Origin of the sequence: Alkalihalophilus sp. As8PL (assembly GCF_040939795.1) — a bacterium.
Classification (GTDB): domain Bacteria; phylum Bacillota; class Bacilli; order Bacillales; family Bacillaceae_D; genus Alkalihalophilus; species Alkalihalophilus lindianensis.
In genome coordinates this window covers 1,607,610-1,623,259 of record NZ_CP162551.1, presented here as the reverse complement: position 1 = coordinate 1,623,259, position 15,650 = coordinate 1,607,610, and the positions used below count along the sequence as shown (strand labels likewise).

The 15,650-nt window shown below is 47.3% G+C and carries 3 protein-coding genes, 2 tRNA genes, 6 rRNA genes and 2 riboswitches; of the genes, 10 read left to right on the top strand and 1 reads right to left on the bottom strand.

Translation table 11 applies throughout. The features are described 5' to 3' along the window. The first annotated feature begins 38 nt into the window (after window positions 1-38). Window positions 39-140: riboswitch (purine riboswitch) on the top strand. A 106-nt stretch (window positions 141-246) separates the two neighbouring features. The 10 genes from guaA to rrf (AB3N04_RS09610) all read left to right on the top strand — a co-directional run bounded on the left by guaA (window position 247) and on the right by rrf (AB3N04_RS09610) (window position 14,662). After that, entirely contained in the window at window positions 247-1,788 is a 1,542-nt protein-coding gene (gene guaA / locus AB3N04_RS09655; RefSeq protein ID WP_317123735.1) for a glutamine-hydrolyzing GMP synthase, read from the top strand. A gap of 78 nt (window positions 1,789-1,866) precedes the next feature. Next, window positions 1,867-1,968, top strand: a riboswitch (purine riboswitch). 111 nt (window positions 1,969-2,079) lie between these two features. Further along, window positions 2,080-3,381, top strand: coding sequence for an NCS2 family permease (locus tag AB3N04_RS09650; RefSeq protein ID WP_368506020.1), 1,302 nt, complete (start codon window positions 2,080-2,082; stop codon window positions 3,379-3,381). Window positions 3,382-4,061: 680 nt separating this feature from the next. Further along, window positions 4,062-5,613 (top strand): 16S ribosomal RNA (locus tag AB3N04_RS09645). Between the two features lie 206 nt (window positions 5,614-5,819). Then, window positions 5,820-8,759, top strand: a 23S ribosomal RNA gene (locus AB3N04_RS09640). Window positions 8,760-8,821: 62 nt separating this feature from the next. Then, a 5S ribosomal RNA gene (gene rrf / locus AB3N04_RS09635) occupies window positions 8,822-8,937 on the top strand. Window positions 8,938-9,452: 515 nt separating this feature from the next. Next, a 16S ribosomal RNA gene (locus tag AB3N04_RS09630) occupies window positions 9,453-11,004 on the top strand. Window positions 11,005-11,116: 112 nt separating this feature from the next. After that, a tRNA-Ile gene (locus AB3N04_RS09625) sits at window positions 11,117-11,193 on the top strand. Between the two features lie 13 nt (window positions 11,194-11,206). After that, window positions 11,207-11,282: transfer RNA gene (locus AB3N04_RS09620), tRNA-Ala, on the top strand. A 140-nt stretch (window positions 11,283-11,422) separates the two neighbouring features. Next, a 23S ribosomal RNA gene (locus tag AB3N04_RS09615) occupies window positions 11,423-14,362 on the top strand. Window positions 14,363-14,546: 184 nt separating this feature from the next. Continuing rightward, a 5S ribosomal RNA gene (rrf, locus tag AB3N04_RS09610) occupies window positions 14,547-14,662 on the top strand. The 16S, 23S and 5S rRNA genes sit together here with 2 tRNA genes alongside, the layout of an rRNA operon. A 403-nt stretch (window positions 14,663-15,065) precedes the next feature. Here the strand turns inward: rrf (AB3N04_RS09610) and AB3N04_RS09605 are convergent. Further along, entirely contained in the window at window positions 15,066-15,389 is a 324-nt protein-coding gene (locus tag AB3N04_RS09605; protein WP_368505824.1) for a hypothetical protein, read from the bottom strand. Window positions 15,390-15,650: the final 261 nt, after the last annotated feature.

The following is a 15,650-nucleotide window of genomic DNA, read 5'->3' as shown; positions in this document are numbered from 1 at the left end:
GGGTATAGGTCATTGTTAAAATAAATCCGTGCTAAAAATGTGAATATAGATTGAACCTTCGTATATCCTTAGGAATATGGCCTAAGAGTCTCTACCGGATTGCCGTAAATAATCTGACTATGAAGGCAGAATTAATGTAGCTAGAATTCTGCCTTTGTACGTTTCTTTTGGACGAGCAGGTGAATTCTGGCTTTTTGTTATATATAGAGGTTTTGTCACAATCTTACTAAATAAAGGGTGGATAACATGAATGAATTAAATCAAGAAATGATCTTGGTACTCGATTTTGGTGGTCAATACAATCAGCTAATTACACGTCGTATTCGCGATCTTGGTGTGTACAGCGAGCTTCACTCTAGCAAATTAACGGCAGAAGAAATTAAAGAAATGAATCCAAAAGGGATTATTTTCTCCGGTGGTCCAAATAGTGCATACGTTGAAGGAGCGCCTCAAGCTGACCCTGCTATCTTTGATTTAGGTATTCCGATTTTTGGGATTTGCTATGGTATGCAATTAATGACGCATCACTTTGGCGGAAAGGTAGAAGCTGCTAATCACCGTGAGTATGGTAAAGCTGTCATTAAGATTGAAAACCAATCTGATATCTTCAAAGGCCTTCCTATTGAGCAATCAGTATGGATGAGTCATGGGGATTTAATTGTAGCGCCACCTGAAGGGTTCGTTGTAGATGCATTCAATCCATCTTGTCCGGTAGCGGCGATGAGTAATGAAGAGCGTGGTTTCTATGGTGTTCAATTCCACCCAGAAGTTCGTCACTCACAATTTGGAGATGACATGTTAAAAAACTTTGCATTTGAAGTTTGTGAATGTAAGGGTGAATGGTCGATGGAGAACTTTGTTGAAGTTGAAATAGAGAAAATCCGTGAACAAGTTGGTAATAAAAAAGTATTATGTGCACTAAGTGGTGGGGTAGATTCATCGGTTGTAGCAGTATTAATTCACAAAGCGATTGGCGATCAATTAACGTGTATGTTTATTGACCATGGTCTTCTACGTAAGGATGAAGCAGAAGGAGTAATGAAAACGTTTAGTGAAGGTTTCAACATGAACGTCATTAAAATTGATGCCCAAGATCGTTTCTTATCAAAGCTTAAAGGTGTGTCTGACCCTGAGCAGAAGCGTAAGATTATAGGAAACGAGTTCATCTATGTATTTGAAGAGGAAACGAGTCAATTGACTGATATGGACTTCCTTGCTCAAGGAACTCTTTATACCGATATTATTGAGAGTGGTACAGATACAGCTCAAACGATTAAATCACATCATAACGTTGGTGGTTTACCTGAAGATATGAAGTTCACACTGATTGAGCCTTTAAGTGCATTATTTAAAGACGAAGTACGTGAATTAGGTGCAGAGCTAGGTATTGCTGATGAAATCGTATGGCGCCAACCATTCCCGGGACCAGGTCTTGGTATCCGTGTCCTTGGTGAAATTACGGAAGAAAAGCTTGAGATTGTTCGTGAGTCTGATGCGATTTTACGTGAAGAGATTAAGAAAGCTGGCTTAGATCGCGAAATTTGGCAGTATTTCACGGCGCTTCCTGACATGAGAAGTGTAGGGGTAATGGGAGATGCTCGTACGTATGACTACACAGTAGGTATTCGTGCGGTTACATCGATCGATGGCATGACTTCTGATTGGGCTCGTATTCCATGGGATGTACTTGAGTTAATTTCAACTCGTATTGTAAATGAAGTAAAGAATGTGAACCGCGTTGTGTATGATGTTACATCTAAGCCACCAGCGACAATTGAGTGGGAATAAGCGAACGATGTTAATTGGAAATTAATTAATGTTCGGAAATAGCATTGACAAAATTCGACCTGATTGATAGACTTCTTTTAGATATAAAAGATGTCATTTCGTATAACTGCAGGAATAGGGCCTGCGAGTCTCTACCAAGCTACCGGAAATAGCTTGACTACGAAAAATCAGGTACTCTTCTGCTTAAGTGGGAGATGTCATGAATTTTTTGGTGGTTAAGCTTTGGGTAGATTGATACTCAAAGCTTTTTTATGCGATATGACGATCACATTTGATATGGGGGAAGAGAAAATGGATCGTTTTTTTGGATTTAAAGAAAGTGGAACGACCTACAGAAGAGAAGCTGTAGCGGGTGTTACAACGTTTCTTGCGATGGCTTATATTCTGTTTGTGAATCCGCTTATTTTAGCAGATACAGGGATGGACATGGGAGCCGTCTTTACAGCTACAGCTCTTGCTGCAGCATTAGGGACACTCATTATGGGTGTAGTGGCTAACTATCCGATTGCTCTTGCTCCAGGAATGGGACTAAATGCTTTCTTTGCTTATTCTGTTGTTCTTGGTATGGGAATTGATTGGCAAGTAGCACTATTTGGCGTATTTATGTCTGGTATTATTTTTATTCTTATTACTGTACTTCGTATTCGTGAATTGATTATAAATGCCATCCCCGCAGAGTTGAAGTATGCGGCTGCTGCAGGTATTGGATTATTCATAGCTTTTATCGGGTTAAAAAATGCAGGAATCGTTGTTCCTTATGAAGCAACAGCTGTTACCTTGGGTGATATGATGGCTGGTCCGACGCTACTTGCGGTATTTGGACTTGTCATAACGGTTATTTTCATGGTTCGTGGATATAAGGGTGGAATCTTCTACGGAATGATTGTCACATCTTTAGCGGGGATTGCAACGGGCATCATCGGTATGCCTGATCAAATTGTTGGCGCTGTTCCGAGTTTGGCTCCAACATTTGGTCAAGCGTTTGCGATTGATTGGTCTTCTGTTTTTACCATTCAATTATTAGTTGTTATTTTAACTTTCTTATTTGTAGACTTTTTTGACACAGCGGGTACATTATACGCTGTTGCGAATCAAGCTGGATTCGTGAAAGATAACAAACTACCAAGAGCTAGTAAGGCATTACTTGCTGACTCAAGTGCAACGTCAATCGGTGCAATTCTTGGAACATCGACCACAACTGCTTATATTGAATCATCATCAGGGGTTGCAGCGGGTGGTCGAACAGGATTCACTTCGATTGTAACAGCAGGACTATTTTTAGTTGCGTTATTCTTCTCTCCATTACTAGCGGTAGTGACAGAGCAAGTAACTGCACCTGCATTAATCATTGTCGGTGTATTAATGGCATCGTCACTTGGCTTCATAGATTGGAAGAAATTCGAGATTGCAGTACCTGCTTTCCTGACGATTATTACGATGCCACTAACATATAGTATCGCAACGGGTATTGCATTAGGTTTTGTGATGTACCCAATTACGATGTTGTTTAAAGGGAGAGGGAAAGAAGTTCACCCAATTATGTATGGATTATTCTTCGTCTTCCTTGCTTATTTTGTTTTCTTAACTGAATAGAAGGATTTACTAAAAGGCCGAGTCATATGACTTGGCTTTTTTACTTTTAAGGTAATCAAGATCATTTCTAAATTTGACCTTTGTTTATCCGTATCTACTATAAAACTTGACGAATTGTAGTAGGACAGCTTTAACGTATCGAATGTAATTTTTCTACTATTACTAAACGTATTTAAGGGTGTGTCCGTTTTTTTAGATGGTGAAAACGAATTTGGGGAATGTCCTTCCTAACTCGATCGGGCTAGGGAGGTATGATTGTGTTTTGTTGCTAGTAAATCAATCTCTTCATCTGTTATTACAAAGTGACTAGGGGGGCGATGACGTTTCCTTCTATATAAGCTCACAATCATTTTTGAGGTAGACCTAGTTCGAGTAGGATCGATTTAATCATTGGATCTGCCCCCACTCAATTTTTTTGAACTTTCTATTGACGGTTGTCGAATTACCTGGTAAAGTTATCTCTGTTGCCAAGAAAGACAAACAGCAACAAGAAATTATTTCAAAAAAGTTGTTGACTTTAAAATCTTGATTTGATAAGATAATAAAGTCGCTAACAACGACGAATGAAAAGTTCTTTGAAAACTGAACAAAAGCCAAGCGAAATAGAGATACATGATATCTCGTCAATTTTTAAAACAAGATGCTAGCGTATCTTATGTAAGTGAGCTTAATCAAACACTTTTATGGAGAGTTTGATCCTGGCTCAGGACGAACGCTGGCGGCGTGCCTAATACATGCAAGTCGAGCGGACTGATGGGAGCTTGCTCCCTGATGTTAGCGGCGGACGGGTGAGTAACACGTGGGCAACCTACCTGTAAGACTGGGATAACTCCGGGAAACCGGGGCTAATACCAGATAACCCGTTCCTCCTCATGGAGGGACGGTAAAAGATGGCTTCTTGCTATCACTTACAGATGGGCCCGCGGCGCATTAGCTAGTTGGTAAGGTAATGGCTTACCAAGGCGACGATGCGTAGCCGACCTGAGAGGGTGATCGGCCACACTGGGACTGAGACACGGCCCAGACTCCTACGGGAGGCAGCAGTAGGGAATCTTCCGCAATGGACGAAAGTCTGACGGAGCAACGCCGCGTGAGTGATGAAGGTTTTCGGATCGTAAAGCTCTGTTGTTAGGGAAGAACAAGTGCCGTTCGAATAGGGCGGCACCTTGACGGTACCTAACCAGAAAGCCACGGCTAACTACGTGCCAGCAGCCGCGGTAATACGTAGGTGGCAAGCGTTGTCCGGAATTATTGGGCGTAAAGCGCGCGCAGGCGGTCTTTTAAGTCTGATGTGAAAGCCCACGGCTCAACCGTGGAGGGTCATTGGAAACTGGGAGACTTGAGTACAGAAGAGGAGAGTGGAATTCCACGTGTAGCGGTGAAATGCGTAGATATGTGGAGGAACACCAGTGGCGAAGGCGACTCTCTGGTCTGTAACTGACGCTGAGGCGCGAAAGCGTGGGGAGCAAACAGGATTAGATACCCTGGTAGTCCACGCCGTAAACGATGAGTGCTAGGTGTTAGGGGTTTCGATGCCCTTAGTGCCGAAGTTAACACATTAAGCACTCCGCCTGGGGAGTACGACCGCAAGGTTGAAACTCAAAGGAATTGACGGGGGCCCGCACAAGCAGTGGAGCATGTGGTTTAATTCGAAGCAACGCGAAGAACCTTACCAGGTCTTGACATCCTTTGACAACCCTAGAGATAGGGCTTTCCCCTTCGGGGGACAAAGTGACAGGTGGTGCATGGTTGTCGTCAGCTCGTGTCGTGAGATGTTGGGTTAAGTCCCGCAACGAGCGCAACCCTTGATCTTAGTTGCCAGCATTCAGTTGGGCACTCTAAGGTGACTGCCGGTGACAAACCGGAGGAAGGTGGGGACGACGTCAAATCATCATGCCCCTTATGACCTGGGCTACACACGTGCTACAATGGATGGTACAAAGGGCTGCAAAACCGCGAGGTTGAGCGAATCCCATAAAGCCATTCTCAGTTCGGATTGTAGGCTGCAACTCGCCTACATGAAGCCGGAATTGCTAGTAATCGCGGATCAGCATGCCGCGGTGAATACGTTCCCGGGCCTTGTACACACCGCCCGTCACACCACGAGAGTTTGTAACACCCGAAGTCGGTGAGGTAACCTTTTGGAGCCAGCCGCCTAAGGTGGGACAGATGATTGGGGTGAAGTCGTAACAAGGTAGCCGTATCGGAAGGTGCGGCTGGATCACCTCCTTTCTATGGAGTATTTAACTCTAGTCGATATATGATCTTACGATCATATACGCTTTGGTCTTTTGTTCAGTTTTGGAAGAATTTTTTTCTTTCCAGTGGGTTCTTTGAAAACTAGATAATGAAATGTAAACATGAAATGTTCATCGGACTCTTTAAATAGAGAAGATTGAACGAGCATGTCAAGAATTCAACAACCTTTTTTAAATGTTGGTTAAGTTAGAAAGGGCGCACGGTGAATGCCTTGGCACTAGGAGCCGAAGAAGGACGCGACGAACGGCGAAACGCCTCGGGGAGCTGTAAGTGAGCTTTGATCCGAGGATATCCGAATGGGGGAACCCACTATTCGTAATGGAATAGTACCCATGCCTGAATACATAGGGCATGAGGAGGCAGACCTGGGGAACTGAAACATCTAAGTACCCAGAGGAAGAGAAAGCAAATGCGATTACCTGAGTAGCGGCGAGCGAAACGGTAACAGCCCAAACCAAGAGGCTTGCCTCTTGGGGTTGTAGGACACTCTATACGGAGTTACAAAGAAATAGGATAGGCGAAGCGATCTGGAAAGATCCGCGAGACAAGGTAACAGCCCTGTAGTCGAAATTCTATTTCCTCCAGAGTGGATCCTGAGTACGGCGGGACACGTGAAACCCCGTCGGAATCCGGGAGGACCATCTCCCAAGGCTAAATACTCCCTAGTGACCGATAGTGAACCAGTACCGTGAGGGAAAGGTGAAAAGCACCCCGGAAGGGGAGTGAAACAGATCCTGAAACCGTGTGCCTACAACTAGTTGGAGCCCGTTAATGGGTGACAGCGTGCCTTTTGTAGAATGAACCGGCGAGTTACGATGTCGTGCAAGGTTAAGCTGATAAGGCGGAGCCGTAGCGAAAGCGAGTCTGAATAGGGCGCATGAGTACGCCGTCGTAGACCCGAAACCGTGTGATCTACCCATGTCCAGGGTGAAGTTCAGGTAACACTGAATGGAGGCCCGAACCCACGCATGTTGAAAAATGCGGGGATGAGGTGTGGGTAGGGGTGAAATGCCAATCGAACTCGGAAATAGCTGGTTCTCCCCGAAATAGCTTTAGGGCTAGCCTCGAGGTTGAGAGTTTTGGAGGTAGAGCACTGATTGGACTAGGGGTCCCCACAGGATTACCGAATTCAGTCAAACTCCGAATGCCAAAAACTTTTACTCGGGAGTCAGACTGCGAGTGCTAAGATCCGTAGTCAAGAGGGAAACAGCCCAGACCATCAGCTAAGGTCCCAAAGTATACGTTAAGTGGAAAAGGATGTGGAGTTGCCCAGACAACCAGGATGTTGGCTTAGAAGCAGCCACCATTTAAAGAGTGCGTAATAGCTCACTGGTCGAGTGACTCTGCGCCGAAAATGTACCGGGGCTAAACGTATCACCGAAGCTATGGATTGACACCTTAGGTGTCAGTGGTAGGGGAGCGTTCTAAGTGCTGCGAAGTCAGACCGAGAGGACTGGTGGAGCGCTTAGAAGTGAGAATGCCGGTATGAGTAGCGAAAAGAGGGGTGAGAATCCCCTCCGTCGAAAGCCCAAGGTTTCCTGAGGAAGGCTCGTCCGCTCAGGGTAAGTCGGGACCTAAGCCGAGGCTGAAAAGCGTAGGCGATGGACAACAGGTTGAAATTCCTGTACCACCTCCTCACCGTTTGAGTAATGGGGGGACGCAGAAAGGTAGGGTAAGCGCACTGATGGATATGTGCGTCCAAGCAATTAGGCTGAGAAGTAGGTAAATCCGCTTCTCGCGAAGGCTGAGTTGTGATGGCGAGGGAAATTTAGTACCGAAGTTCCTGATCCTACACTGCCAAGAAAAGCCTCTAGCGAGGTGAGAGGTGCCCGTACCGCAAACCGACACAGGTAGGCGAGAAGAGAATTCTAAGACGCTCGGGAGAACTCTCGTTAAGGAACTCGGCAAAATGACCCCGTAACTTCGGGAGAAGGGGTGCTCTATTAGGGTGTATGCCCGAGAGAGCCGCAGTGAAAAGATCCAAGCGACTGTTTAGCAAAAACACAGGTCTCTGCGAAGCCGCAAGGCGAAGTATAGGGGCTGACACCTGCCCGGTGCTGGAAGGTTAAGAGGAGGGGTTATCCCTTACGGGAGAAGCTCTGAATTGAAGCCCCAGTAAACGGCGGCCGTAACTATAACGGTCCTAAGGTAGCGAAATTCCTTGTCGGGTAAGTTCCGACCCGCACGAATGGTGTAACGACTTGGATACTGTCTCAACGAGAGACCCGGTGAAATTATAGTACCTGTGAAGATGCAGGTTACCCGCGACAGGACGGAAAGACCCCATGGAGCTTTACTGTAGCTTGATATTGGATGTTGGTACAGTTTGTACAGGATAGGTAGGAGCCTTGGAAGTCGGAGCGCCAGCTTCGATGGAGGCGTCGGTGGGATACTACCCTGACTGTGCTGACATTCTAACCTCGAACCGTGATCCGGTTCAGGGACAGTGTCAGGTGGGCAGTTTGACTGGGGCGGTCGCCTCCTAAACAGTAACGGAGGCGCCCAAAGGTTCCCTCAGAATGGTTGGAAATCATTCGAAGAGTGCAAAGGCATAAGGGAGCTTGACTGCGAGACCTACAAGTCGAGCAGGGACGAAAGTCGGGCTTAGTGATCCGGTGGTTCCGCATGGAAGGGCCATCGCTCAACGGATAAAAGCTACCCTGGGGATAACAGGCTTATCTCCCCCAAGAGTCCACATCGACGGGGAGGTTTGGCACCTCGATGTCGGCTCATCGCATCCTGGGGCTGAAGTAGGTCCCAAGGGTTGGGCTGTTCGCCCATTAAAGCGGTACGCGAGCTGGGTTCAGAACGTCGTGAGACAGTTCGGTCCCTATCCGTCGCGGGCGTAGGAAATTTGAGAGGAGCTGTCCTTAGTACGAGAGGACCGGGATGGACACACCGCTGGTGTACCAGTTGTTCCGCCAGGAGCATCGCTGGGTAGCTACGTGTGGACGGGATAAGTGCTGAAAGCATCTAAGCATGAAGCCCCCCTCAAGATGAGATTTCCCATGGAGTTAATCCAGTAAGACCCCTTAGAGATGATGAGGTTGATAGGTCTGGTGTGGAAGCGTGGCGACACGTGGAGCTGACAGATACTAATCGGTCGAGGACTTATCCAAATTATTCTTGACACATGTTTACACATTATCTAGTTTTGAGAGAACCACTCTCAATTAAATAGTCTGGTGGCGATAGCAAAGAGGTCACACCCGTTCCCATGCCGAACACGGTCGTTAAGCTCTTTTGCGCCGATGGTAGTTGGGGGCTTCCCCCTGTGAGAGTAGGACGTTGCCAGGCGATAAAGCACAATCCAATCGGGTTGTGCTTTTTAATTTGTATTCATATGTTACTTTATGGTTATCTTCTTAGAGGGATGTTTTTTTCAAGAGCAATTCTGTAGAGGGGAGAGAAGTTGATTCCTCACTAATATAGAAGAGAAAGTAGTAACAATTTATTATTGGGAGCCCAACTGATCGTATTTTTACTTTTTAAAACTATACGCTTTTGAGAGAATATCCTTGTGTAGGAATATTCACAGTGGAAAATCTATAAAAAGTGTTGACGGTTGTCAAAAAAACTGGTAAAGTAATCTCTGTTGCCAAGAAAGACAAACAGCAACAAGAAATTATTTCAAAAAAAGTTGTTGACTTTAAAATCTTGATTTGATAAGATAATAAAGTCGCTAACAACGACGAACGAAAAAGTTCTTTGAAAACTGAACAAAAGCCAAGCGAAATAGAGATACATGATATCTCGTCAATTTTTAAACAAGATGCTAGCGTATCTTATGCAAGTGAGCTTAATCAAACACTTTTATGGAGAGTTTGATCCTGGCTCAGGACGAACGCTGGCGGCGTGCCTAATACATGCAAGTCGAGCGGACTGATGGGAGCTTGCTCCCTGATGTTAGCGGCGGACGGGTGAGTAACACGTGGGCAACCTACCTGTAAGACTGGGATAACTCCGGGAAACCGGGGCTAATACCGGATAACCCGTTCCTCCTCATGGAGGGATGGTGAAAGATGGCTTCTTGCTATCACTTATAGATGGGCCCGCGGCGCATTAGCTAGTTGGTAAGGTAATGGCTTACCAAGGCGACGATGCGTAGCCGACCTGAGAGGGTGATCGGCCACACTGGGACTGAGACACGGCCCAGACTCCTACGGGAGGCAGCAGTAGGGAATCTTCCGCAATGGACGAAAGTCTGACGGAGCAACGCCGCGTGAGTGATGAAGGTTTTCGGATCGTAAAGCTCTGTTGTTAGGGAAGAACAAGTGCCGTTCGAATAGGGCGGCACCTTGACGGTACCTAACCAGAAAGCCACGGCTAACTACGTGCCAGCAGCCGCGGTAATACGTAGGTGGCAAGCGTTGTCCGGAATTATTGGGCGTAAAGCGCGCGCAGGCGGTCTTTTAAGTCTGATGTGAAAGCCCACGGCTCAACCGTGGAGGGTCATTGGAAACTGGGAGACTTGAGTACAGAAGAGGAGAGTGGAATTCCACGTGTAGCGGTGAAATGCGTAGATATGTGGAGGAACACCAGTGGCGAAGGCGACTCTCTGGTCTGTAACTGACGCTGAGGCGCGAAAGCGTGGGGAGCAAACAGGATTAGATACCCTGGTAGTCCACGCCGTAAACGATGAGTGCTAGGTGTTAGGGGTTTCGATGCCCTTAGTGCCGAAGTTAACACATTAAGCACTCCGCCTGGGGAGTACGACCGCAAGGTTGAAACTCAAAGGAATTGACGGGGGCCCGCACAAGCAGTGGAGCATGTGGTTTAATTCGAAGCAACGCGAAGAACCTTACCAGGTCTTGACATCCTTTGACAACCCTAGAGATAGGGCTTTCCCCTTCGGGGGACAAAGTGACAGGTGGTGCATGGTTGTCGTCAGCTCGTGTCGTGAGATGTTGGGTTAAGTCCCGCAACGAGCGCAACCCTTGATCTTAGTTGCCAGCATTCAGTTGGGCACTCTAAGGTGACTGCCGGTGACAAACCGGAGGAAGGTGGGGACGACGTCAAATCATCATGCCCCTTATGACCTGGGCTACACACGTGCTACAATGGATGGTACAAAGGGCTGCAAAACCGCGAGGTTGAGCGAATCCCATAAAGCCATTCTCAGTTCGGATTGTAGGCTGCAACTCGCCTACATGAAGCCGGAATTGCTAGTAATCGCGGATCAGCATGCCGCGGTGAATACGTTCCCGGGCCTTGTACACACCGCCCGTCACACCACGAGAGTTTGTAACACCCGAAGTCGGTGAGGTAACCTTTTGGAGCCAGCCGCCTAAGGTGGGACAGATGATTGGGGTGAAGTCGTAACAAGGTAGCCGTATCGGAAGGTGCGGCTGGATCACCTCCTTTCTATGGAGTATTTAACTCTAGTCGATATATGATCTTACGATCATATACGCTTTGGTCTTTTGTTCAGTTTTGAGAGAACATACTCTCTATACTCTATCATTTTTTTAGATAGGGGCCTGTAGCTCAGCTGGTTAGAGCGCACGCCTGATAAGCGTGAGGTCGGTGGTTCGAGTCCACTCAGGCCCACCATATATATTTTAGTGGGGCCTTAGCTCAGCTGGGAGAGCGCCTGCCTTGCACGCAGGAGGTCAGCGGTTCGATCCCGCTAGGCTCCACCAATGGTTCTTTGAAAACTAGATAATGCAAATAGAAACGAAATGTACGTTTACCGGTCTTATTATATAAGAGAAGGTCAAACGAGCATGTCGAGAATTCACGTCGAACTTGAAAAAGTCGACAACAACCTTTTTTAAATGTTGGTTAAGTTAGAAAGGGCGCACGGTGAATGCCTTGGCACTAGGAGCCGAAGAAGGACGCGACGAACGGCGAAACGCCTCGGGGAGCTGTAAGTGAGCTTTGATCCGAGGATATCCGAATGGGGGAACCCACTATTCGTAATGGAATAGTACCCATGCCTGAATACATAGGGCATGAGGAGGCAGACCTGGGGAACTGAAACATCTAAGTACCCAGAGGAAGAGAAAGCAAATGCGATTACCTGAGTAGCGGCGAGCGAAACGGTAACAGCCCAAACCAAGAGGCTTGCCTCTTGGGGTTGTAGGACACTCTATACGGAGTTACAAAGAAATAGGATAGGCGAAGCGATCTGGAAAGATCCGCGAGACAAGGTAACAGCCCTGTAGTCGAAATTCTATTTCCTCCAGAGTGGATCCTGAGTACGGCGGGACACGTGAAACCCCGTCGGAATCCGGGAGGACCATCTCCCAAGGCTAAATACTCCCTAGTGACCGATAGTGAACCAGTACCGTGAGGGAAAGGTGAAAAGCACCCCGGAAGGGGAGTGAAACAGATCCTGAAACCGTGTGCCTACAACTAGTTGGAGCCCGTTAATGGGTGACAGCGTGCCTTTTGTAGAATGAACCGGCGAGTTACGATGTCGTGCAAGGTTAAGCTGATAAGGCGGAGCCGTAGCGAAAGCGAGTCTGAATAGGGCGCATGAGTACGCCGTCGTAGACCCGAAACCGTGTGATCTACCCATGTCCAGGGTGAAGTTCAGGTAACACTGAATGGAGGCCCGAACCCACGCATGTTGAAAAATGCGGGGATGAGGTGTGGGTAGGGGTGAAATGCCAATCGAACTCGGAAATAGCTGGTTCTCCCCGAAATAGCTTTAGGGCTAGCCTCGAGGTTGAGAGTTTTGGAGGTAGAGCACTGATTGGACTAGGGGTCCCCACAGGATTACCGAATTCAGTCAAACTCCGAATGCCAAAAACTTTTACTCGGGAGTCAGACTGCGAGTGCTAAGATCCGTAGTCAAGAGGGAAACAGCCCAGACCATCAGCTAAGGTCCCAAAGTATACGTTAAGTGGAAAAGGATGTGGAGTTGCCCAGACAACCAGGATGTTGGCTTAGAAGCAGCCACCATTTAAAGAGTGCGTAATAGCTCACTGGTCGAGTGACTCTGCGCCGAAAATGTACCGGGGCTAAACGTATCACCGAAGCTATGGATTGACACCTTAGGTGTCAGTGGTAGGGGAGCGTTCTAAGTGCTGCGAAGTCAGACCGAGAGGACTGGTGGAGCGCTTAGAAGTGAGAATGCCGGTATGAGTAGCGAAAAGAGGGGTGAGAATCCCCTCCGTCGAAAGCCCAAGGTTTCCTGAGGAAGGCTCGTCCGCTCAGGGTAAGTCGGGACCTAAGCCGAGGCTGAAAAGCGTAGGCGATGGACAACAGGTTGAAATTCCTGTACCACCTCCTCACCGTTTGAGTAATGGGGGGACGCAGAAAGGTAGGGTAAGCGCACTGATGGATATGTGCGTCCAAGCAATTAGGCTGAGAAGTAGGTAAATCCGCTTCTCGTGAAGGCTGAGTTGTGATGGCGAGGGAAATTTAGTACCGAAGTTCCTGATCCTACACTGCCAAGAAAAGCCTCTAGCGAGGTGAGAGGTGCCCGTACCGCAAACCGACACAGGTAGGCGAGAAGAGAATTCTAAGACGCTCGGGAGAACTCTCGTTAAGGAACTCGGCAAAATGACCCCGTAACTTCGGGAGAAGGGGTGCTCTATTAGGGTGTATGCCCGAGAGAGCCGCAGTGAAAAGATCCAAGCGACTGTTTAGCAAAAACACAGGTCTCTGCGAAGCCGCAAGGCGAAGTATAGGGGCTGACACCTGCCCGGTGCTGGAAGGTTAAGAGGAGGGGTTATCCCTTACGGGAGAAGCTCTGAATTGAAGCCCCAGTAAACGGCGGCCGTAACTATAACGGTCCTAAGGTAGCGAAATTCCTTGTCGGGTAAGTTCCGACCCGCACGAATGGTGTAACGACTTGGATACTGTCTCAACGAGAGACCCGGTGAAATTATAGTACCTGTGAAGATGCAGGTTACCCGCGACAGGACGGAAAGACCCCATGGAGCTTTACTGTAGCTTGATATTGGATGTTGGTACAGTTTGTACAGGATAGGTAGGAGCCTTGGAAGTCGGAGCGCCAGCTTCGATGGAGGCGTCGGTGGGATACTACCCTGACTGTGCTGACATTCTAACCTCGAACCGTGATCCGGTTCAGGGACAGTGTCAGGTGGGCAGTTTGACTGGGGCGGTCGCCTCCTAAACAGTAACGGAGGCGCCCAAAGGTTCCCTCAGAATGGTTGGAAATCATTCGAAGAGTGCAAAGGCATAAGGGAGCTTGACTGCGAGACCTACAAGTCGAGCAGGGACGAAAGTCGGGCTTAGTGATCCGGTGGTTCCGCATGGAAGGGCCATCGCTCAACGGATAAAAGCTACCCTGGGGATAACAGGCTTATCTCCCCCAAGAGTCCACATCGACGGGGAGGTTTGGCACCTCGATGTCGGCTCATCGCATCCTGGGGCTGAAGTAGGTCCCAAGGGTTGGGCTGTTCGCCCATTAAAGCGGTACGCGAGCTGGGTTCAGAACGTCGTGAGACAGTTCGGTCCCTATCCGTCGCGGGCGTAGGAAATTTGAGAGGAGCTGTCCTTAGTACGAGAGGACCGGGATGGACACACCGCTGGTGTACCAGTTGTTCCGCCAGGAGCATCGCTGGGTAGCTACGTGTGGACGGGATAAGTGCTGAAAGCATCTAAGCATGAAGCCCCCCTCAAGATGAGATTTCCCATGGAGTTAATCCAGTAAGACCCCTTAGAGATGATGAGGTTGATAGGTCTGGTGTGGAAGCGTGGTGACACGTGGAGCTGACAGATACTAATCGGTCGAGGACTTATCCAAACAATTCTTGACCCTTCTATTTTGCATTATCTAGTTTTGAGAGAACCCTCTCAAACATTTACAAAGAGGATCGAACAGTTCGAGAAAGCAACGAAGTGAATGCCCGGAGCGTATCAAGCATACGTGAGGACTTGAACAAGGAAGCTGACGAAGAAATGTGAAGATCATCTGAAGTAAATCATAGTCTGGTGGCGATAGCAAAGAGGTCACACCCGTTCCCATGCCGAACACGGTCGTTAAGCTCTTTTGCGCCGATGGTAGTTGGGGGCTTCCCCCTGTGAGAGTAGGACGTTGCCAGGCACCTAAAACCATTCCGATAAGGAATGGTTTTTTTGATGTATAAAGAGTATAAAGGCGCAATAGAGCTTACTGGTCCGAAGGAACAGCGGCTTCTTTGATTGCCTCCTTGGTTTCATCATGAAGAAGCTTCTAAGAGAGACTTCGTGCTTCCCCCTGTGAGACGAGTTCTTTCTCTTCATCAAGCTACGTGAAAAGCTGTGGAGCAAAGCGGTATGCAGAGCCATCCCCGAAGAAGAGAAAGAATGAGCTAGGACGTTGCCAGGCGATCAAGCATGCCATTTATGGAATGCTTTTTTTGATGCATAAAAGGTAGAGGGGCGCAATAGAGCTTACTGGTCTTAACTAAGTCGATGCTTCATTGTTGTTGGTAAGCTTCTTAGAAAACAACTCTTATATCAACTAGCTACCTTTCTCCTATTAATAACTCTGAGTTATGCCTGTCCCAATACATTGGTGTAAGCTCAGGGTATTCAAAAAGGTATTTAAAGTACCATGTATATAATAAACGATGCTGCTTCTCTAACGTTTGCATTTCGTGTGTATATTGCCTCAATTCACTTGTAACAGAGCCTCCTGCTTCGTGTTTTTCTATGATCTCTTCTTTAAGCAAAACCACTCTCTCCGTTTTAGTCTCAATCATGTGATAACCTAAATAGCTCATTACGCTGAAACCTATTAATAAGAAAAGAGTGAAAAATAAAATGAGGGGTTGGAGTTCTTTTAACACTGTGTTCCTCCTTTCTTTTGATATATTTTTATGACTTAAAAGTTGATTGCCCGTCCGACTATAATAATGTTAGTAAATCGACTCTGAGGCTTTAGTTATCCTATGTTTGGAAGATGTAATGTGTCCCACTTTTAAAAGAGGAATTTGCAGCAGAAAAAATCTTCTTTTTCTTTGAGAAATAAACTATCACAGGGGTGGTGAAGACAAGCTTTAATAAGTTAAGATCAGATCAACATCACCAATGAAAAGAATCGGGTTTTA

Excerpts from the sequence above, each read along its gene's own strand:
- AB3N04_RS09650 (WP_368506020.1), top strand. The coding sequence starts at position 2,080 with ATGGATCGTTTTTTTGGATTTAAAGAAAGTGGAACGACCTACAGAAGA.
- guaA (WP_317123735.1), top strand. The coding sequence starts at position 247 with ATGAATGAATTAAATCAAGAAATGATCTTGGTACTCGATTTTGGTGGT.